A 19,585-nucleotide genomic window follows, 5' to 3' on the forward strand; every position below is an offset into this window, starting at 1 on the left:
ATATTGCTGGAGCCGGATCACTGAAAATCGAATGCCGACAGCCCCGTCACCATCTCATCGAGGCCGAGCGGGCGTGTAACGGGTGGCTCGGCGCGGGCGAGGCAGCCGATGCGCTCGCACAGCCGGCAGGCAGGGCCAACCGGCGTCGCCGTCGCCGTGGCGCTCTGTCCGGTCTTGCCGATGGCGGCGGGCCTCGGCAACGCCGCTCCATAGACGACCTCGTCGCTAAAACCGATGTCGCAGCCGAGCAGCAGCGCGGTGCGGCGCGGCCGCTCGGCAAACGAGCCCTGCGGCCCCTCGAGCGTGCGGGCAATGCAGAGAAACGCTGCGCCGTCGGGCATTTCCACCGCCTCGACCAGGATCTGGCCGGGCTGGGCGAAGGCGGCATGGACCGGCAGCCTCGGACAGCCGCCGCCGAAGCGGCTTTGCGGAAAGCCGTGGCTGCCCGCCTTGCGGAAGCGATTGCCGGCACTGTCGACCTCGAGCATGAAGAACGGCACACCTGACGCACCCGGCCGCTGCAGCGTGGCCAGCCGGTTCGCCGCCTGCTCGAAGGAAACGCCGAAGCGCGACCGCAACATGTCTATGTCGTAGCGGGTGCGGACCGCAGCGGCGTGAAAAGGCTGATAGGGCATCATCAGCGCGTGCGCGGCATAGCGGCCGAGCTCGAAACGCGCCAGCCGGCGGGCTTCGTCCGTGGTCAGCTTCAGCGCCTGGATCTCGGCGGCGACAGCGACGCTCATCCGGATCAGACAGGCCTCCATAGCCACCTCGCGCAGCTGATCGAATGGCGACAGGCGCTCGGACAGGAACAGGCGTTGCGAGTGACGGTCATAGCGACGGCGCCAGTTGGGCATGGTGGCGACCGGCAGTACCTTGACGACGATGCCGAATTCACGCCGCAGCCAAGCCTTCAACGCACTGAACAGATCGTCGCCGGGATCGAGCACCGACGTGAATGCCTCGGCTTCCTCTTCGAGCGCGGCAAAATGATTCGGCCGGCGTTCGAAAATCTCATGCACCTCGTCGATCGGCAGCCGGGCACCGGAGAGTGCGGTGGCCTTGCCCTCGCGCGCGAGCAGCTCGTTGAGATCCGATAATCGCTTGGCCTGCTCGCGATAGGCGCGAAACAGTTTTATCACAGCGGCGGAAGCGTTGGGCGCCGCCTCGGCAAGCTCGATGAGTTCCTGGTCGCCCGGCAGTTCGCCGGCCAGCAACGGATCTGAAAACACTTCCTTCAAATCGGCCAGGGATCCCCGCGCCTCGCCTTGCAGTTCGTGCGGGTCGACCTTGTAGACGGATGCCAGCCTCAGGATCAGCTGCACCGTCAGCGGCCGCTGATTGCGCTCGATGAGATTGAGATAGGACGGCGAGATGCCAAGCCCTTCGGCCATCGCCGTCTGGGTTAGCCCCTTGGCGTTGCGGATGCGACGAATGCGCGGCCCGGCGAAGATTTTATGGTCGGCCAATCGACTGCCCTTGACAGAAATTTACATCCGCCGATGGCATGGCGGCCTTTACAATCATGACAGATTTACAGCTCCCATTAGTCAAACACAACACAGGTTTTCCCTTATTTTCTGGCTAATCTGGAGGTTTACCTCGCTTGCGTCGTGCCGGCGTGTAAATGATGTCACACATGGCGCACACATTTTTCCCTCTGCGACGCCATCCGAAAACCGGCATCAAACCCGCCTGGAGTGACCAATGACCGACTTTTACAACCTTGTCCCGTCGGCGCCGCAAGGCCGCTTTGATGGCATCGAGCGGCCCTATTCGCCGGAGGAGGTGAAGCGGCTGCGCGGCTCGGTGCAGATCCGGCAGAGCCTCGCCGAAATGGGGGCAAACCGGCTGTGGCAGCTCATCCATGAAGAGGATTTCGTCAACGCGCTGGGTGCCATGTCGGGCAACCAGGCGATGCAGCAGGTGCGGGCCGGGCTGAAGGCGATCTATCTGTCGGGATGGCAGGTCGCCGCAGATGCCAACACCGCTTCCGCCATGTACCCGGACCAGTCGCTCTATCCCGCCAATGCGGCGCCCGAACTGGTCAAGCGCATCAACCGCACCCTGCAGCGCGCCGACCAGATCGAGACTTGCGAAGGCAAGGGGCTATCGGTCGACACCTGGTTCGCGCCGATCGTCGCCGATGCGGAAGCCGGCTTCGGCGGGCCGCTCAACGCCTTCGAGATCATGAAGGCATTCATCGAGGCGGGTGCGGCCGGCGTCCATTACGAGGACCAGCTGGCTTCGGAGAAGAAATGCGGCCATCTCGGCGGCAAGGTGCTGATCCCAACCGCCGCACACATCCGCAATCTCAACGCGGCGCGCCTTGCCGCCGACGTCATGGGCACGCCGACACTGGTCGTGGCCCGCACCGACGCGGAAGCGGCAAAGCTCCTTACCTCCGACATCGACGAACGCGACCGGCCCTTCGTCGATTATGGCGCCGGCCGTACGGCGGAGGGCTTCTACCATGTCAGCAACGGCATCGAGCCCTGCATCGCCCGTGCCGTCGCCTATGCGCCCTATGCGGACCTGATCTGGTGCGAGACCTCCAGGCCCGATCTGGCGCAGGCCAGGACGTTTGCCGAGGGCGTGCGCAAGCATCATCCAGGTAAGCTGCTTGCCTATAATTGCTCGCCGTCTTTCAACTGGAAGAAGAATCTCGATGACGCGACGATTGCGAAGTTCCAGAAGGAACTCGGCGCCATGGGTTACAAGTTCCAGTTCATTACGCTGGCCGGTTTCCACCAGCTCAATTTCGGCATGTTCGAGCTCGCCCGCGGCTACAAGGAGCGGCAGATGGCAGCCTATTCGGAACTGCAGGAGGCGGAATTCGCCGCGGAAGCCAATGGCTACACCGCCACCAAGCACCAGCGTGAGGTCGGCACCGGCTATTTCGACGCCGTCTCGATGGCGATCACCGGTGGCCAGTCTTCGACCACGGCCATGCATGGATCGACCGAGCACGCCCAATTCAGGCCGGCGGCGGAATAACGGAATAGCAGACAAACAGAGGGAACGCCCAAACGGGCATGGCAACACAACAGGCATGGCAACACAGGGAAAAGACCAATGGCATCGATAAGCCGCGTCAAGGAACGGGCCGAAGAGCAGGCCACCAGCATGAATGTCGACCAGCAGGCGACCATCCGAATGCTGGCGAACGATCTGCACAGGCTCAATCAGTCGGTAATGAAGGCGGTCGAGGCCGGCGTCTCGGTCGAACTGGTGCGCTCGGCACGGCACCATGGCGGCGACGGCAACTGGGGCGACCTGCTGATCCCGGTCATCGTCACGCAACGGAGCCACGACTGATGAATTCTACCGCACCGCGCCTTTTTTGAGCGCATGTTATCGGACGCCGCACGCCGCGGCTCTGCCTAGTCCGGCAGAGCCGCTAGTGCAACGATTTCAATGACAAGATCAGGCTGCGCAAGTGCTGCAACGCCGATAACTTCCGAGGGCGGCGGGTTGTTGTAGCTGCAGTGCTTCGGGCAGTGCTCGGCAAAGAATTCGTCCAGGACGTCCAGGCGAAAATTGGGAGAGCTCAGAACGCCGCCATCGGGAAATGGCCCCTTAACAAAGAAGGTCAGTCTGATGAGATGGTCGAGCGCAGTGCCAAGCTCTTCCAGGTCTGATTTGATGTTGGTGAGAATTTCGCGCCACTGCGCGGCCGCACCGCCGACGGCGCCGCCGCCGCTTTTGCCGATCGGATCGTAGTCCTCGACGGTCGCGGTGTTTCCGGAAAGGTAGACAAATCCCTTTGCGCCGGTAACGACCGTACCCTTTCCCCACGGCATCAACCGGCCATTTTTGAATTTCTTGTGAGTCACGAGTTCCATTGTCATCTCCCGTCGATCAAAGAGACGTGCTTAGCCAACGAGGAAGGGTAGTCCGCCGAGACGATACGACAAGCTCGCGACAGACCTGCCTCGCTTCATCCAATCTTTCGTCAACCCGGCTACGGCTGCGAGTTGGTGCGTTCGCGCTGCAAAGCTAAAGTTAACTGGAGCCTGCCCGGTTGTGGTGGCAACTTCTCCTTCGGGCGGCGACAAAGAAAGCACTTAATTTTAATTTTAATGTTTCTTGCGATATTCTCCTGATATGCCATTTGAGCTTGACATGAGCAGTGATCTCACGCCAATTAACTCTCGAGTTTCAACCCTGCATTGAAATGTTGAACAACGGCCTGCCCCGCCATGTGCCCAGCGAATCGCGATATCGAGCCTGCAAAACAGCCGCCTTTCGTTAGCCGGGACATGGAGACGCGGATGCTGCCGGATTTCTCGCGGGTGCTGGTGGTCGGAAAATCACCGATCAACCGCGTCGTGGTTTCAAAAATCGTGGAGCGGTCCGGCCTCAAACCGATCTCGGAAACTCCCGAAACCGCGGCAAAGGCCTTGCACGCGCGGATACCCGGGACTGTCGTTCTCGACGGCGGCGCGGAGAACGGGGACTGCGACGCCTTGCTGTCGGGTATCGATGCACTGCGAAGGGCGTCAGGCAGATCGCTTCCGTCGGTGATCCTGCTTTCGGTCAAGACCGGCACTCCGGAGAGCCTGGGCCTGTCGAGCGTCGTCGATGCGGTGGTCGTCAAGCCGATCACCACCGAACGGCTGCAGCCGGTGATTGACCGGCTGGTCGGGGTCGGCCGCAACTGACCTCTACGGCGACGCGCCGACCGCAGACCTGATCAATCAATCTCGCCGATACGCTCGATCAGGCCTGGCAGTTCACCGAGATTGGCTATCTGGCGAAAGCGCGGTGCTGAGACCGGCGGCTCGACATGCTCCAGCACCCAGGTCAGTTCATGCGGCACGTGGATGCCCCAACTGCCGGCTTCGATGGCCGGCACGACGTCCGATTTGAGCGAGTTGCCGACCATCATGCCCTTTTCCGGGCCATCGCCGTGGCGGCTGAAGATGCGGCTATAGGTGGCAGCGTTCTTGTCGCTGACGATTTCGACCGCATGGAACAGCTCTCCCAGTCCGGATTGCGCCAGCTTGCGTTCCTGGTCGAACAGGTCGCCCTTGGTGATCAGCACCAGGCGGTAGGCGCCGGCCAGCTTTTCCACGGTCTCGCGCGCATACGGAAGCGGCTCGATCGGATGGCTGAGCATCTCGCGGCCCGCGTCGAGAATTTCGGCTATGGTTGAGGCCGGCACCTGGCCCTCAGTGACCTCGATAGCCGTCTCGATCATCGACAGCGTAAATCCCTTGATGCCGAAGCCGTAGAGCGCGAGGTTGCGCTTCTCGGCCTCCAACAACCTTGCTGAAATCCGGTCCTCCTCGGCGTGATCGGCGAGCAGTGCGGCAAAGCGCTTCTCGGTGATGCGGAAGAACTGTTCATTCTGCCACAGCGTGTCATCTGCGTCGAAGCCGATCGTCGTCAGTTTGCGGCTGTGTTGCATGCGGCCCATTAATTGCAGCGTTGCGGGAGGCCGACCCTAGACCAGGAAGCTTTTATCCGGAAGTCGTTGTGTTTCCCCGATTATCGAGGCGCACGCCCGCCGGCTCCCCTTCCCTTCCGTCGTCGGCAACGGCTATACTCCACAATCTGCAACAAATCTGGTGATTGATGCCGCCTGCAAAAAAGGAAGTCCGTCCGTCGAGCCGCGGAGGACGTGCCCGCACGCCTGCCTTCGTGAAAAACCAACGTGGCGTCAAGAACTGGAAGGAAGTCAGCGCCTGGCTGGAATGGCGCGGCATCGAAGACATCGAATGCATCACGCCCGACCAGGCCGGGGTTGCGCGCGGCAAGATGATGCCATCGAAGAAATTCACCTCCAATACCTCGCTGGCACTGCCTTCGGCGGTGTTCATGACGACGATTTCCGGCGGCTATCCGGAGGACGGCAACGGCTTCCACTATCCGGAGGACGATGGCGACCTCAAGCTGATGCCTGACCTCTCGACGCTGACCGTGGTGCCGTGGGAGGAGGACCCGACGGCGGCGGTTATCTGCGACCTCGTCCACCAGGACGGCCGCTCGGTCGAGTTCACGCCGCGCAACGTGCTGAAGCGCGTGCTCGCTGCTTATGACAGACGCGGGCTGAGACCGGTCGTGGCGCCTGAGATCGAGTTCTACCTGGTGCGCAAGAACCCCGATCCGGACTACCCGCTCACCCCGCCTGTCGGGCGCTCCGGGCGGCCGATCGGCGGCGGCGCCGGCTATTCGATCGCCGGGGTCAACGAATTCGACGAACTGATCGACGACATCTATCATTTCTCCGAAAGCCAGGGCCTGGAGATCGACACGCTGATCCACGAGGAGGGCGCCGGCCAGCTCGAAATCAATCTGCGTCACGGCGATCCGATCGAGCTCGCCGACCAGGTGTTCATGTTCAAGCGCACAATCCGCGAGGCGGCGCTGAAGCACGAAATCTACGCCACCTTCATGGCCAAGCCGATCCAGGGCCAGCCCGGTTCCGCCATGCATATCCATCAGTCGATCATCGACAAGAAGACCGGCAAGAACGTCTTTTCGGCGGAGGACGGCTCGGAGACCGACGCCTTCTTCCACTTCATCGGCGGCATGCAGAAACATGTGCCGAACGCGCTGGTGATGTTTGCGCCCTACGTCAATTCCTACCGGCGGCTGACGCAGTCGGCCTCGGCGCCGGTCAACAACAAATGGGGCTACGATAACCGGACCACGGCCTTCCGCGTGCCCCGCTCCGACCCGGCGGCGCGGCGCGTCGAAAACCGCATTCCCTCCTCTGACGCCAACCCCTATCTGGCGCTGGCGGCATCGCTCGCCTGCGGGCTGATCGGCATGACCAACAAGATCCAGGCCGAGCCGCCGGTTCTGACGACCGCCAACGAGGACCAGATCGACCTGCCGCGCAGCCTGCTCGAAGCCGTCGACCTGTTCGAGGCCGACGAGGAACTCTGCGCACTGCTCGGCAAATCCTTCGCAGCGACCTATGCGGCGATCAAGCGAGCGGAATTCGAGACCTTCATGGAAGTGATCAGCCCGTGGGAGAGGGAGTATTTGCTGCTGAATGTGTGAGTAGTGAGTAGTCATTAGTGAGTAGTGAACGGGGCTGGATCGCACCAAGACCGTTACTGTCCGTTCCTATTCACCAACTACTACTCACTACTCACTATTTCTCTCCGCCTCTGCAAAAATCTCCGAGCCTTGGCTGCATCATGCCCTACCAATCCCCAATCTCCCCCGGCCGCTCCTGGTACGAAGACACCGCCGGGCCAAGGCCCGAATATCCGGCGCTCGACGGCGACCGGACATGCGATGTGGTGATCGTCGGCGGCGGCTTTACCGGCCTGTCGGCGGCGGCTCACCTCGCCAAGACAGGCTCAGATGTCGTGCTTATCGAAACGCATCGTTTCGGTGATGGCGCATCCGGCCGCAATGGTGGCCAGCTCGGCACCGGACAGCGGGCCTGGGCAGAGGAGCTGGAAGCGGAATACGGCTTTTCCCGCGCCAAGGCGCTGTTCGACCTGGCCGAAGAGGCCAAGGCGCATCTGCTCGACTTCGCCGCGGTGAACCAGATCGAGATCGACTATATGCCCGGCCAAATGTCGGTGGCGCACAAGAAGCGCTATGTCGACGACTACAAGGCTCATGCCGAGATCATGGCAAACCGGTTCGGTTATCCGCACATCTCATTCATGGATGCCGCGGAGACTGCCGAGCGGCTCGGCTCGACGCATTATTTCGGCGGCACCCGCGATACCGGCACCGGCCACATCCATCCGCTGAAGCTGGTGATCGGCACCGCGAAAGTCGCGACACAGGCCGGCGCAAAGCTTTTCGAGCAGACGCCGTCGACCGGCATCACCTCCGGCGGCGGCAAGGTCAGGGTTGTGACGCCGAAGGGCACGATCACCGCCGCTAAATGCCTGATCGGGGTCAACGCCTATGGCGGCACGCTCGAACCGGTGAGTGCCGCGCATATCATGCCGATCGGCTCCTTCATCGGTGCAACGGTGCCGCTGGGAGCCGATTCCAAAGTGTTGCCGGGTGGCGAGGCCGTCGACGATTCGCGCTTCGTCGTGCGCTATTTCCGCAAATCGAAGGATGGGCGGCTGCTGTTTGGGGGGCGCGAGATCTACGCGGTCAACGATCCCAAGGACATCCACATCCACATCCGCCGGCAGATCGCCGAGATCTATCCCTCATTGAAGGACGTCGAGATCACCCATGGCTGGGGCGGCTATGTCGGCATCACCGTGCCGAGAAAGCCGTTCGTGCGCGAAGTGATGCCCAATGTGATCTCGATCGGCGGTTATTCCGGCCATGGCGTCATGCTGTCGAACTTTTTCGGCAAGCTTTATGCCGAGACGGTCGCCGGCAACCGCGACCGGCTGAAGCTGATCGAGGACCTGAAAATTCCTCCCTTCCCCGGCGGCCGGCGTTTGCGCGCGCCACTGCTCTTTCTTGCGCTCAACTGGTACGCGTTGCGGGACAGGATTTAACCAGACGTTGCAGAATCCTTAACCTGGGCGCAGAATTCCCGCCAAGGGCGCAGTGATGCCACAATCGCGGGCGAAAGATGATGCTCGTGGGCAGCTGAACGGGGAATTTTGCGGGCTTGCCCGCTTTTGGTTTGGGACCGATGCCGACCGAAATGCCGGCTCTCCGGCAAGGGGTCGTAAGAACATCGGCCCGCAAATGGAGGTGGCAAGAGTGAAAGAGCCCTTCAGTTTCGGCGCGCCGGAACGACGGCGCCTTGCGATGCAATTCGGTTACGATATGCGGCCGACGTTCTGGCATGGGGTCCGGTCGAACGCGCATCTGGTAATCGCCGCGCTTGGCACGGCCGCACTGCTCGGCGTTGCCGCGGTGGCACTGTGGCTGGCATTGCCGGCAAATGAGCGACAAGCGGCCGCAAGCCCTGAGCAGATCGTTCCGACCATCCCGGTCAAGACGACGAAGATCATGCCTGCCAAGGTCGCTGCGGCGCCGCGGACGACGGGCAAGGCAGATGCGGTTTCCCCGGCGGTTGCCGCGGCGGAAGCCGAGATACCGGCGCTGGCTCCCAACGATCCGCGCTGGACGGGGCCAAAGACGGCATCGGCCGCCGCCACGGCAGCATCCGACCAACTGGCAAGCCAGACCGAGCAGGCGGCCGATAAATCGTCCGCCGCGGTGGCGTTTGCTGACCCGGCAGCGAAGCCCGACGCTGCGGCACTGTTTGCCAAAGTGGCGGCTCCCGGCAGCTCGACGAAAAGCACAGGGCCTGACGGTGCTCAGACCGCCGCCATCCCCACACCCAAGCCGCAACTGCCGGCGGCGCAGTCCGCGAGTGAGGACGCCGACGGTACCAAGGCAAAATCCGAAAAAACCAATACTGCGGGTACCGGACGCATCCTGAGATCCGTCACCATGCGGATCGGCCCGAAGAAGAATGCTGCCGCCATTCTCACCGTGCCTGCCAAGACCTCGGTGCAGGTGGTGAGCTGCAAGCAATGGTGCCAGATCGTCTACAACGGCAAGCGCGGCTGGGTGTACAAGAGCTACGTCAAAACCGGGGCGTAAGGCCGGCACAGCGATCGCGGGTGGCTCGCCATCAGCCAGTCCTGCGCCTGAGGACCCGGCCGTTCAAATACAACGTCCGCCGTCGACTTCCAGCGCCACGCCAGTGATGAAAGCCGCTTCGTCCGAAGCAAGCCAAAGCGCGGCATTGGCAATGTCGAGCGGCGTCGAAAGCCGGCCGAGCGGGATCGATGCGCGGAACTTCTCGCGGATCTCGGGTGTGTCGGCGCCCATGAATTTCGCGAGCATGCCGGTCTCGCCGGCAACTGGGCAGAGGCAGTTGACGCGGATGTTCTTCGGCGCGAGTTCCACCGCCATCGATTTGGTCGCGGTGATCGCCCAGCCCTTCGATGCGTTGTACCAGGTGAGGCCAGGCCGCGGCCTGATACCGGCCGTGGAGGCCGTCGTCAGGATGACGCCACCGCCTTGCCGTTCCATGACCGGCACCACGGCAAGCGCTGCGTGGTAGATCGCCTTCATGTTGACAGCTGTGATCAGGTCGAAGGTCGCTTCGTCGACTTCCAGCAGGTCACCGTTGCGATGCGTGTAACCGGCATTGTTGACCATGATGTCGATGCGGCCGAAGGCGCTCATTGCGGCATGGACCATGTCGTCGAATTCGGACCGCAGCGAGACGTCGGTCTGGGTCCAGATCGCCTTTTCGCCGATCTCCCCGGCAACGCGCTCCGCGCCCTTGGCGTTCAGATCGGCGACGACCACCCGCGCGCCCTCCTCGGCAAAGCGCCTGGCAATGCCCTCGCCAAAGCCCGAGGCAGCGCCGGTGATGATGGCGACTTTGTTTTGCAGGCGCATGCTTTTCTCACTCATCGTTGAAGGCGATCGACGACGCCTTTGGCCAGGCCATCGAAAGATGTGCGTTCATCGACGATTTCTCCTTTGGCTTTCGCTGCCATCCGGCACTATGCTGCACCTGCGAAGGCTCCGGAAGCATCGCTTGCCGACAAGCCTCCGGCTAGCGCCCGTGTCAAGAGCACACGCGGATGTGACGCAATGGCACTGGCAAATTTAAATCGATTAGATTATATCAGCCCCGTTATCGCGACCGGCGTCACAGCGGACAGACCATGACCAGCCAGATCATTCCCGTCGACCCCTTCGACTTCATCATTTTCGGCGGCACCGGCGACCTGTCGGAACGTAAGCTTCTGCCGTCGCTGTATCACCGGCAGCGCGACCACCAGTTTTCCGAGCCGACGCGCATCATCGGCACATCACGTTCGAAGATGACCGACGAGGAATTCCAGTCGTTCGCCAGGCAGGCGATTGCCGATCATGTGAAGCCGGAGGATATCGACGCCACGGAACTGAAGACGTTCCTCGCGCGGCTCTCCTATATCCCGGCAGATGCAACCACAGGTGCGGGCTTCGACAGGCTGAAGAAGGCGATCGGCGACAGCGAACACATCCGCGCTTTCTATCTGGCGGTGGCGCCGGCGCTGTTCGGCGACATCTCGCACAAGCTGAAGGAGCACGGGCTGATCACGCCGAATTCGCGCATCGTGCTGGAAAAGCCGATCGGCCGCGATCTCGCTTCGGCGCGCGCGCTCAACGACCTGGTCGGCGACGACTTCCATGAAAGCCAGATTTTCCGCATCGACCACTATCTCGGCAAGGAGACGGTTCAGAATTTGATGGCGCTGCGCTTTGCCAACGCGCTCTACGAGCCGCTTTGGAATTCCGCCAATGTCGATCATGTGCAGATCACCGTGGCCGAGACGGTCGGCCTGGAAGACCGCGTCACCTATTACGACAAGGCCGGCGCATTGCGCGACATGGTGCAGAACCACATGCTGCAGCTGCTCTGCCTGGTCGCGATGGAGGCGCCGTCGTCGATGGACGCCGATGCCGTCCGTGACGAAAAGCTGAAGGTGCTGCGGGCGCTGAAGCGCATCAACGGCAACGAAGCGCCGAAGCACACGGTGCGCGGGCAATATCGTGCCGGCGCCTCGGCCGGCGGGCCGGTGAAAGGCTATGTCGAGGAACTCGGCAAGAACAGCAACACCGAGACTTTCGTTGCGCTCAAGGCCGAGATCGGCAACTGGCGCTGGGCGGGCGTGCCGTTCTACCTCCGAACCGGCAAGCGGCTGGCGACCCGCGTTTCGGAGATCGTCATCGAATTCAAGCCGATCCCGCATTCGATCTTCGGCGAGAGCGCCGGGCCGATTTCCGCCAACCAGCTGGTCATCAGGCTGCAGCCCGACGAGGGCGTCAAGCAGTTCATCATGATCAAGGATCCGGGGCCGGGCGGCATGCGGCTGCGCCAGATTCCGCTCGACATGAGTTTTGCGCAATCCTTCGACGGCCGCGCCCCCGATGCCTATGAGCGGCTGATCATGGACGTCATCCGTGGCAACCAGACGCTGTTCATGCGCCGCGACGAGGTCGAGGCGGCGTGGAAATGGATCGACCCGATCCAGGACGCCTGGGAAAGCGGCAGGCAAGAGGCGCAAGGCTACACCGCCGGCACATGGGGCCCCTCGGCCTCGATTGCGCTGATCGAACGCGACGGGCGGACATGGCACGAGAGCAATTAGGCGGCGCCTACAACTGGCACGAATTTGCCGGACGCCAGGAGTTGGCGACAGCGCTTGCCGGCCACGTCGCCGGCCGTCTGTCAAAGGCGATCGCCGAGCGCGGCACGGCGCTGCTTGCGGTCTCGGGCGGCACGACGCCGGCGAAATTCTTCACGGCGCTTTCGACCGTTCCGATCGCCTGGGAAAAGGTGACGATAACATTGGTCGACGAGCGCTTCGTGCCGCCCTCATCGCCGCGCTCTAATGCCGGTCTGGTTGCCGCCAACCTGCTACAGAACGCGGCCGCCGCCGCGAATTTCGTGCCGCTCTACCACGCCGCGGCAACGATCGAGGGTGCAGCGGTCTCCGACAGTGAGGCGCTGCAAATGCTGCCCTGGCCACTCGACGTCGTTGTGCTCGGCATGGGAACTGATGGCCACACCGCCTCGTTCTTTCCGGATGCCGACAACCTGGCAAGATTGCTCGATCCGTCGTCGCAAAGGATCGTGCTTCCGGTTCACGCGGCAAGTGCCGGCGAGCCACGGCTGACGCTGTCACTGGCGCGGATCATCAATGCCGCCTTCATCGCGCTGCACATCGAGGGCGCGGAAAAACGCACCGCATTCGAGGCCGCGCTTGGAGCTGGAGCACGAAAGCCCATTCGCGCCGTGCTCGATGCCACTCAAAAGCCCGTAGAGGTTTTCTGGGCACCCTGATCTCAACTTGGCTGCAGGTCCCGGCAACAGCCGGAAGGTGTTTGCGGGACCTCGCCTGAAAGGACCGACCGCCATGACCGCAAGACGCGATATCGAAGTCATCACCCAGCGCATCCGTGAGCGCTCCAAGCCCGGTCGCGAGGCCTATCTCGGCCGCATCGCCGAAGCCTCGAACCGCACCGCCAACCGGGCCGTGCTGTCCTGCGGCAACCTGGCCCATGGCTTTGCCGTCTGCAGCCCTTCCGAAAAGGTAGCGCTTGGCGGGGACCGGGTGCCGAATCTCGGCATTATCACCTCCTATAACGACATGCTGTCGGCACATCAGCCTTTCGAGACGTTTCCGGCGCTGATCAAGGACGCGGCGCGCGAGGCCGGCGGCATCGCCCAGGTGGCCGGCGGCGTGCCGGCGATGTGCGACGGCGTCACCCAGGGCCAGCCCGGAATGGAGCTGTCGCTGTTCTCGCGCGACGTGATCGCCATGGCCGCGGCAATCGGCCTGTCGCACAACATGTTCGATGCCGCCGTCTATCTCGGCGTCTGCGACAAGATCGTGCCCGGGCTGGTGATCGCGGCGCTGACCTTCGGTCATCTGCCGGCGGTCTTCATCCCGGCCGGGCCGATGACGACCGGCATTCCGAACGACGAAAAGGCCAAGATCCGCCAGCTCTATGCCGAGGGCAAGGCGGGGCGGGCCGAACTGCTCGAAGCGGAATCAAAATCCTATCACGGGCCGGGAACCTGCACTTTCTACGGTACCGCCAATTCCAACCAGATGCTGATGGAGATCATGGGCCTGCACACGCCTGGCGCTTCCTTCGTCAATCCCGGCACGCCGTTGCGCGACGCGCTGACCAGGGAAGCGACCAAGCGGGCGCTGGCGATCACCGCGCTCGGCAACGCCTACACGCCAGTCGGGCGGATGATCGACGAGCGCTCGATCGTCAATGGCATCGTCGGCCTGCACGCCACCGGCGGTTCGACCAACCACACCATCCACCTGATCGCCATGGCAGCGGCGGCCGGCATCGCCATTACCTGGCAGGACATCTCCGATATCTCGGAAGCGGTGCCGCTGCTGGCGCGGGTCTATCCGAACGGCCTTGCCGATGTGAACCATTTCCACGCCGCCGGCGGGCTCGGCTTCCTGATCCGCGAACTGCTCGACGCAGGCGTCTTGCATGAGGATGTGCAGACTGTGTGGGGCGAAGGGCTGCGCCCCTACGCGGTCGAGGCCAAGCTCGGTGCGGACGGCGGCGTCGTACGCGAGGCCTCCCCGCGCCAAAGCGGCAACGAGAAGGTGCTGGCACCGTTCAAGAAGGCGTTCCAGCCGAGCGGCGGGCTGAAAGTGCTTTCAGGCAATCTCGGCCACGCCGTCATCAAGACATCGGCGGTCAAGCCGGAGCGACGCATCATCGAGGCGCCGGCCAAGGTGTTCGACAGCCAGCAAGGGCTGAACGAGGCGTTCAAGGCGGGGTCGCTGACCGGCGACTTCATCGCCGTCATTCGGTTCCAGGGTCCGAAGGCCAACGGCATGCCGGAATTGCACAGGCTGACCACCGTGCTCGGCATCTTGCAGGACCGCGGCCAGCATGTGGCGCTGGTCACTGACGGGCGCATGTCGGGCGCTTCAGGCAAGGTGCCGGCGGCGATCCACGTGACGCCGGAAGCGGCGGAGGACGGGCCGATCGCCAGGATCCATGACGGCGATATCATCAGGCTCGACGCCGAGGCCGGGACTCTCGAAGTGCTGGTGCCGGCCGGCGACTTTGCCCTGCGCCGGCCCGCCGACAGCGACCTCATAGGCAATGAATTCGGCTTCGGCCGCGAGCTTTTCGCCGGGTTCCGGCAGTTGGTAGGCCGCGCCGACCATGGCGCCAGCGCCTTCGGTACAGCGTGACCTTTTCGGAGAGTGGCCGATCGCTGCTCTCCCTCTTTGCTCCTGCGCAATTCCGGACGGAAACCGTTCCACACTTTTCCTGGAATTGTTCTAGATCTATTGAACCGTGAGTTCGGCTCGCGCGCCGGCCCTGACCGTGACTGTGCGTTCCTTCGAGCTGTTGTCCGATTTCTCCGAAACCACCGCGTAGTCGCCGGCCGACAGGGTGGCTTCATACTTCTGGTCATAGGCGTAGCCGACCGACTTGCGGGTTCCGTCGATGTTCTTCCTGGCCTCGAATATCTCGATCTTCGAGGCCCCTGGCGCGGTTATCGTCAGCATGCCGGCGTTCATCGCGATCTTCAGATCCTGATGGTCGCCAACCTTGACGCTGAACGGCTGCTCGGCAACCGCAAGGTCGACCGTCGCGACCAGCACATAATCGTCGGGCGGCAGATCGAACTTGCTGTCCGGACCGTAGGCATAAGTCACCTCCCGCCTGGTTCCGTCGACGCTCTTTTTCGCCTGGAGCACCTTGAAGCCGACGCCCGAACCCTCGGCCTTGTCGCCGCCGGCAGCATAATAGGCGTTGGCGACGATACGCCCGACGCCGACGATGACGTCCTTGTCGATGACCCTGCCGGCGGCAAGCGGGATCGTCTCGGTAACCATGCCCTGGCCGATCGTGACGGTCACCTTCTGGTCGCCGGCCGGCAGCACGACTTTCGTGTCGCCGTAATAGGTCGGCGGGGTGTCGACGCCGGGATAGCCGACTACGACAGCCGCGCCGCCGTCAACGTCCGCTCCTTCGCTTGGCCGCGGGTGGATGACCAGCGTGCCGGCATTCAGATTGAAGTGCGGCTTGGCGGCCTGGCCAGGCTCTATCTTGATCTTCTGTTCGGCCCTGGCCTCGCCGGCGCGTGCGACGACGATATAGTCGCCCGGCTCAAGATTGCCCTTGTAGGCGCCATATTCAGTGGTGACGGGATCGCCGCGCGTGCCGTCGGAATTTGCCTTGTAGATCTCCCAGGCATTGCCGTCGGTGACGGGATCGCCACCCTCGGCAAGCAGGACGGTGGGCACGAAATTGGACTCCGCCGGCTGCGCGGGCGCCGGCTGGGGAGCAGGCTGCGGGGCGGGAGCCGGTTCAGGGGCGGGTGGCGGAGGCGCGACGGTCTCGACGAGAGCGTCCTGCAATGCCTTTTCATCCGACGCTTCGATATATTTGCCGCCGGTGTTTTCGGCGAGGCAAGCGACCTGCTTGCCCTCGGCCGCCGTCAGGCCGAAGCCGACGACATTGACGGTGAAGTCGACGCCGGCAGCCTCCAGTTCCTTGCCGAGCGCACAGGGGTCGCCGTTGCATGTCTCGATGCCATCGGTGATGAGAACGACCGTCGCCTTGCCCTCGGTGTATTTCAACGCCTCCGCCGCTTGTTTGACGGCGGCGGTCAGCGGCGTCCTGCCCTGAAATTTCAGGCTGTCGGCCGCGGCTGAGATCGCACTGGCCGAGCCGGCCTGCGGTGGCACGATGAGTTCGATGTCGTCACAACTGGCCTTCTCGCGATGGCCATAGGCCATGAGGCCGATTTCCTCGTCGGCGGGGACCGATTGCAGTACGTTCCGTAGCGATTGACGGGCGATTTCGAGCTTGGGCTTGCCGTCGATCTGCGCCCACATCGAGCCGGAGGCATCGAGAACGATAATGACGCGATCGGCGGCGAAGCCGAACCCCGTCATCCACAGCAGCAGGGTCGCCGCCGCGGCGCTCCGCACAAATCCCACCATCGAATATTTCCCCATCAGTCGCCGCCGCTCGGCGCCGGAAAGCTATTTGACGCCGCGTCGCGACACAAGCCCGGCTGGAGCACGAAGCTGCGCCGCCGCTGTGCAAAACCCTCAATAGGTCGTGCGGCGTTCCTCGGAAGGCGGCCGGCCGAACTGCAGCCGATAGCTCTGGGCAAAATAGGAATGCGAGGTGAAGCCGGTGGCGATCGCCACGTCGAGGATCGGCATGTTGGTCTGGCGCAGCAGTTCGCGCGCCCGCTCGAGCCTAAGCCGCATATAGTAGCGCCCGGGCGTCACGCTGAGATGGCGCAGGAACAGGCGCTCGACCTGGCGCACCGACAGGCCCGCCGACTTGGCAAGCTGCACCGCCGACAGCGGCTCGTCGAGATGGTCGGCCATCAGCTCGACGATTCGGCGGAGCTTCTCCGACTTGCCGGTCAGGTCGCGCTCCGGGCCGACGCGCTGGCGGTCACCGGCCGAGCGGATGCGCTCATGCTGGAACTGGTTGGCGACGCCATTGGCGAGGCTCGAACCGAAATCACCGCGCACGATCTCCAGCATCAGGTCGATCGAGGTGGTGCCGCCTGCGCAAGTGTAGCGCTTGCGGTCGATCTCGAAGACGTTGCCGGTGCAGTTGATATCCGGGAAACGCTCGAGGAAACCGGCGCGGTTTTCCCAATGGATGGTGCAGCGATAGCCATCGAGCTGGCCTGCCTCGGCAAGCAGATAGGAGCCGACCGAAAGCGCGCCGAGCGCATTACCGCGCCGGCCCCAGCTGCGCAGCGCCGCCAGCACCTTGCTCTTGCCGGGAAATTCCGTCGTCAGCCCGACCGAGACGAACAGGATATCGACCGGCGGCAGATCGGCGACGGCGTAGTCGATCTTGAGCGGCAGGCCGTTGGACGCCATGACGGCATCGCCGTCGGCCGACACCGTCGTCCAGCCATAGAAATCGCGGCCGAGCAGCCGGTTCGCCGACCGGAACGTGTCGATTGCCGCTGCCAGCGAGAACATAGAGAACTTGTCGACCAGCAGAAACCCGAACTGCCGGCCGCCCTGAACGGGATCATTGGTGACCGGCCGTTCTAAGGGAACAGTGAGGTTCGGCAAGGACGCTGCTTTCTGGTCAGAAGGAAGGCCGTTTCAACCCGGCCGCGAGATAGGCGGAAGCTAGCGTGTTGGCCATCAGCATGGCAATGGTCATCGGTCCGACGCCGCCAGGCACCGGCGTGATGGCGCCGGCCGCCGTCGCTGCTTCGGCAAAGGCGACATCGCCGACGAGGCGGGTCTTGCCTTCACCCTTCTCAGATGCGGCGATGCGGTTGATGCCGACGTCGATGACGGTTGCGCCAGGCTTGACCCAGTCACCGCGGACCATTTCGGGCCGGCCGACGGCTGCAACCAGAATATCGGCGGTGCGGGCAAGCGCCGGCAGGTCCCTGGTGCGGCTGTGTGCGATGGTGACGGTGCAGTTGGCGGCAAGCAGAAGATTGGCCATCGGTTTGCCGACGATGTTCGAACGCCCGACGACGACCGCATTGAGGCCGGACAGGTCCTTGCCGCGCACCCGTTCGATCAGCAGCATCGAGCCGGCCGGCGTGCAAGGCACGAAGGCGGTCTCGAGCTCGCCGGTGCCGAGCTTGCCGACATTGATGAAGTGGAAGCCGTCGACATCCTTCTCCGGCGCTATGGTCTGGATGATCTTGCCGGCGTCGATATGGCCGGGAAGCGGAAGCTGCACCAGGATGCCGTTGATGGCCGGATCGGCATTGAGCTGGCCGATGATCTTCAAAAGGTCCGGCTCGGAGGTTTCGGCCGGCAGCGTGTGCTGAACCGAATGGAAGCCGCATTCCTTGGCGGTACGGGATTTGGATGCGACATAGACCTGGCTCGCCGGATCCTCGCCGACGATGACCACCGCGAGACCGGGCTGCTGCCCACCTTTTTCCGCTAGTTCGGCGGTCAGTGTCTTGACCCGCCGCACCACGTCTTCGGCGACGCTTTTTCCGTCAATCAACTCGGCCATGAACCACCCTCGACGCCTATTGCTAAGCCTGCCGCATCCATGCGGCGTGCTCCAGATATGTTTTTATGCAGGTCGTTGCCCAGAACCATGCGCGGGCGGGCGGACATGCAGCGCGGCATTTTCACGAAAATCGAGCCGGGCAATCCCGTCAATGCGCCGTCCCATGCCGTTAACTCGAAACCGGCATGTTTTATTCGACGCTCAGAAATAGCGGCGATGCGTGCGGTTTTCGGTGAGCTCGCGAACCGCCTCGCGGAATTCGCGCAGGCTGGCGCGGATTTCCTCGATCTGGCTTTGCTGATCGGCGGCTTCCGAGGCCTGAATTGCGTCCCTCGACCAGGCCTGAGTATGTGCCGAATGCGGCGGCGTGCGTTGCTGCGGATACGATGCCCGACCGGCATAGAGCGGCTGCGGGTAGAAGGCAGGCGACATGGCTGCGCTTGAGTTTGTCGCGGTGGAAGTTTCACCGGATGCCCTCTGCGCCGGCGCTCTGCCGGGCATGAGCCGGCTCAGCGCCGACAACACGGCACCGATCGGACCCGGACGTTTGGTGCGCGCGACCTCGACCGGCAGAGCGGGAGGCGGCGCTGCCGGGTATGCGGCGCGATCAGCGGAACCGGAATCGGGGCCGTCAAGGGAGCCTACGGGGTCGAAAAACCGATCGGCAGCTGTAGCCTCTTCCATCAGCATGGTGCCGGCCTTTGGCTCATCAGGATGGGGCTGGCCTATGCCGGCATCTGCCAACAGGATCGGGCTGGCACGCGCTTCGCGGCGCGAGCGGGCCAGACGATGGCGTGTGGCGGCATCCTCGCGCCATGACGGGGCTGTACGGTCCTCCAGGGAAACCAGCGCTGCTTCGTCTTCGTCGCGCGCTGCCTCGACGAACGACAGCAGGGACTGCTCGTTCCTCCAGTGTTCACGATTATTCCTATAAGCCATGGTTTCTGGAGCTTCCCCCTCGGGCTGGGACGTCGCGACCGCCACTGGTTAAGCGATGCTAAACACGCATAGAAAATAAAAGGTTAATGTGATCGCCGCGCGCCTGCGCGGCTACATGCGCATCCAACCGCACGGTCCGAGTTTCCGCCTGATCACAGTCCCAACGGGGCTTCCCCGCCCTGCCGCGAACGGCTATGGGAAGCCATCT

Annotated in this window: 17 protein-coding genes; 9 read left to right on the forward strand and 8 right to left on the reverse strand. The window is 63.2% G+C overall.

Annotated features, from left to right (window positions below):
- Positions 1–17 precede the first annotated feature (17 nt).
- The gene (locus tag NKJ12_RS08395; protein WP_352702146.1) at positions 18–1,469 is read right to left on the reverse strand and encodes a helix-turn-helix domain-containing protein; all 1,452 of its coding nucleotides are present in this window, start codon (positions 1,467–1,469) and stop codon (positions 18–20) included.
- 238 nt (positions 1,470–1,707) lie between these two features.
- Here NKJ12_RS08395 and aceA point away from each other — a divergent pair, with 238 nt between their 5' ends.
- Together aceA and NKJ12_RS08405 are read left to right on the forward strand one after the other, a co-directional pair.
- Complete coding sequence (aceA, locus tag NKJ12_RS08400) at positions 1,708–2,997, forward strand: isocitrate lyase (protein ID WP_352702148.1); 1,290 nt, start codon at positions 1,708–1,710, stop codon at positions 2,995–2,997.
- Positions 2,998–3,075: 78 nt separating this feature from the next.
- The gene (locus NKJ12_RS08405; RefSeq protein ID WP_023719402.1) at positions 3,076–3,318 is read left to right on the forward strand and encodes an SMc00767 family acetate metabolism repressor; all 243 of its coding nucleotides are present in this window, start codon (positions 3,076–3,078) and stop codon (positions 3,316–3,318) included.
- 65 nt (positions 3,319–3,383) lie between these two features.
- On the opposite strand, the gene NKJ12_RS08410 is transcribed toward NKJ12_RS08405, so the two are convergent.
- On the reverse strand, positions 3,384–3,845 hold the full coding sequence (locus NKJ12_RS08410) for a RidA family protein (RefSeq protein WP_254819286.1): 462 nt from the start codon (positions 3,843–3,845) through the stop codon (positions 3,384–3,386).
- A gap of 429 nt (positions 3,846–4,274) precedes the next feature.
- Here NKJ12_RS08410 and NKJ12_RS08415 point away from each other — a divergent pair, with 429 nt between their 5' ends.
- Positions 4,275–4,664 (forward strand): ANTAR domain-containing protein, encoded by a 390-nt coding sequence (locus NKJ12_RS08415; RefSeq protein ID WP_352702151.1) that lies wholly within the window; start codon positions 4,275–4,277, stop codon positions 4,662–4,664.
- Between the two features lie 32 nt (positions 4,665–4,696).
- Here the strand turns inward: NKJ12_RS08415 and NKJ12_RS08420 are convergent, their stop codons facing one another.
- The gene (locus NKJ12_RS08420) at positions 4,697–5,413 is read right to left on the reverse strand and encodes an HAD family hydrolase (RefSeq protein ID WP_352702532.1); all 717 of its coding nucleotides are present in this window, start codon (positions 5,411–5,413) and stop codon (positions 4,697–4,699) included.
- Positions 5,414–5,580: 167 nt separating this feature from the next.
- On the opposite strand from NKJ12_RS08420, the gene NKJ12_RS08425 reads away from it, so the two are divergent.
- The 3 genes from NKJ12_RS08425 (at position 5,581) to NKJ12_RS08435 (ending at position 9,504) form a co-directional block, all read left to right on the forward strand.
- Entirely contained in the window at positions 5,581–7,014 is a 1,434-nt protein-coding gene (locus NKJ12_RS08425) for a glutamine synthetase family protein (protein WP_352475854.1), read from the forward strand.
- 140 nt (positions 7,015–7,154) lie between these two features.
- Positions 7,155–8,441 (forward strand): NAD(P)/FAD-dependent oxidoreductase, encoded by a 1,287-nt coding sequence (locus tag NKJ12_RS08430; protein WP_352508659.1) that lies wholly within the window; start codon positions 7,155–7,157, stop codon positions 8,439–8,441.
- Between the two features lie 211 nt (positions 8,442–8,652).
- Complete coding sequence (locus NKJ12_RS08435; protein WP_352508658.1) at positions 8,653–9,504, forward strand: SH3 domain-containing protein; 852 nt, start codon at positions 8,653–8,655, stop codon at positions 9,502–9,504.
- Positions 9,505–9,567: 63 nt separating this feature from the next.
- Here the strand turns inward: NKJ12_RS08435 and NKJ12_RS08440 are convergent, their stop codons facing one another.
- The gene (locus NKJ12_RS08440) at positions 9,568–10,314 is read right to left on the reverse strand and encodes an SDR family oxidoreductase (RefSeq protein ID WP_352508657.1); all 747 of its coding nucleotides are present in this window, start codon (positions 10,312–10,314) and stop codon (positions 9,568–9,570) included.
- A 272-nt stretch (positions 10,315–10,586) separates the two neighbouring features.
- Between NKJ12_RS08440 and zwf the strand changes: the two genes are divergently transcribed.
- From zwf to edd, 3 genes are all read left to right on the forward strand, one after another.
- On the forward strand, positions 10,587–12,056 hold the full coding sequence (gene zwf, locus NKJ12_RS08445) for a glucose-6-phosphate dehydrogenase (protein ID WP_352472717.1): 1,470 nt from the start codon (positions 10,587–10,589) through the stop codon (positions 12,054–12,056).
- Positions 12,038–12,751 (forward strand): 6-phosphogluconolactonase, encoded by a 714-nt coding sequence (gene pgl, locus NKJ12_RS08450; RefSeq protein ID WP_352702155.1) that lies wholly within the window; start codon positions 12,038–12,040, stop codon positions 12,749–12,751. The genes zwf and pgl overlap by 19 nt, the downstream gene beginning before the upstream one ends.
- 73 nt (positions 12,752–12,824) lie before the next feature.
- Positions 12,825–14,648 carry a phosphogluconate dehydratase gene (gene edd / locus NKJ12_RS08455; RefSeq protein WP_352702157.1) on the forward strand — a complete coding sequence of 608 codons (1,824 nt, stop codon included), beginning with the start codon at positions 12,825–12,827 and terminating at the stop codon, positions 14,646–14,648.
- 96 nt (positions 14,649–14,744) lie between these two features.
- On the opposite strand, the gene NKJ12_RS08460 is transcribed toward edd, so the two are convergent.
- The 4 genes from NKJ12_RS08460 to NKJ12_RS08475 all read right to left on the reverse strand — a co-directional run bounded on the left by NKJ12_RS08460 (position 14,745) and on the right by NKJ12_RS08475 (position 19,377).
- Positions 14,745–16,412, reverse strand: coding sequence for a vWA domain-containing protein (locus NKJ12_RS08460; protein WP_352702534.1), 1,668 nt, complete (start codon positions 16,410–16,412; stop codon positions 14,745–14,747).
- Between the two features lie 111 nt (positions 16,413–16,523).
- Positions 16,524–17,522: a GlxA family transcriptional regulator gene (locus NKJ12_RS08465; protein ID WP_254820541.1), complete on the reverse strand. Its 999-nt coding sequence runs from the start codon at positions 17,520–17,522 to the stop codon at positions 16,524–16,526.
- A 16-nt stretch (positions 17,523–17,538) separates the two neighbouring features.
- Entirely contained in the window at positions 17,539–18,438 is a 900-nt protein-coding gene (gene folD / locus NKJ12_RS08470; protein WP_352644222.1) for a bifunctional methylenetetrahydrofolate dehydrogenase/methenyltetrahydrofolate cyclohydrolase FolD, read from the reverse strand.
- A gap of 201 nt (positions 18,439–18,639) precedes the next feature.
- Complete coding sequence (locus NKJ12_RS08475) at positions 18,640–19,377, reverse strand: hypothetical protein (RefSeq protein WP_352702158.1); 738 nt, start codon at positions 19,375–19,377, stop codon at positions 18,640–18,642.
- Between the last annotated feature and the right edge of the window lie 208 nt (positions 19,378–19,585).

Origin of the sequence: Mesorhizobium sp. M0195 (assembly GCF_040322115.1) — a bacterium.
Classification (GTDB): domain Bacteria; phylum Pseudomonadota; class Alphaproteobacteria; order Rhizobiales; family Rhizobiaceae; genus Mesorhizobium.

Bases quoted from the DNA above. Each gene is read 5' to 3' on its own strand.
- aceA (WP_352702148.1), top strand. From the start codon at position 1,708: ATGACCGACTTTTACAACCTTGTCCCGTCGGCGCCGCAAGGCCGCTTT.
- NKJ12_RS08405 (WP_023719402.1), top strand. From the start codon at position 3,076: ATGGCATCGATAAGCCGCGTCAAGGAACGGGCCGAAGAGCAGGCCACC.
- NKJ12_RS08410 (WP_254819286.1), bottom strand. From the start codon at position 3,845: ATGGAACTCGTGACTCACAAGAAATTCAAAAATGGCCGGTTGATGCCG.
- NKJ12_RS08415 (WP_352702151.1), top strand. From the start codon at position 4,275: ATGCTGCCGGATTTCTCGCGGGTGCTGGTGGTCGGAAAATCACCGATC.
- NKJ12_RS08420 (WP_352702532.1), bottom strand. From the start codon at position 5,413: ATGCAACACAGCCGCAAACTGACGACGATCGGCTTCGACGCAGATGAC.
- NKJ12_RS08425 (WP_352475854.1), top strand. From the start codon at position 5,581: ATGCCGCCTGCAAAAAAGGAAGTCCGTCCGTCGAGCCGCGGAGGACGT.
- NKJ12_RS08430 (WP_352508659.1), top strand. From the start codon at position 7,155: ATGCCCTACCAATCCCCAATCTCCCCCGGCCGCTCCTGGTACGAAGAC.
- NKJ12_RS08440 (WP_352508657.1), bottom strand. From the start codon at position 10,314: ATGCGCCTGCAAAACAAAGTCGCCATCATCACCGGCGCTGCCTCGGGC.
- zwf (WP_352472717.1), top strand. From the start codon at position 10,587: ATGACCAGCCAGATCATTCCCGTCGACCCCTTCGACTTCATCATTTTC.
- pgl (WP_352702155.1), top strand. From the start codon at position 12,038: ATGGCACGAGAGCAATTAGGCGGCGCCTACAACTGGCACGAATTTGCC.
- edd (WP_352702157.1), top strand. From the start codon at position 12,825: ATGACCGCAAGACGCGATATCGAAGTCATCACCCAGCGCATCCGTGAG.
- NKJ12_RS08460 (WP_352702534.1), bottom strand. From the start codon at position 16,412: ATGGTGGGATTTGTGCGGAGCGCCGCGGCGGCGACCCTGCTGCTGTGG.
- folD (WP_352644222.1), bottom strand. From the start codon at position 18,438: ATGGCCGAGTTGATTGACGGAAAAAGCGTCGCCGAAGACGTGGTGCGG.
- NKJ12_RS08475 (WP_352702158.1), bottom strand. From the start codon at position 19,377: ATGGCTTATAGGAATAATCGTGAACACTGGAGGAACGAGCAGTCCCTG.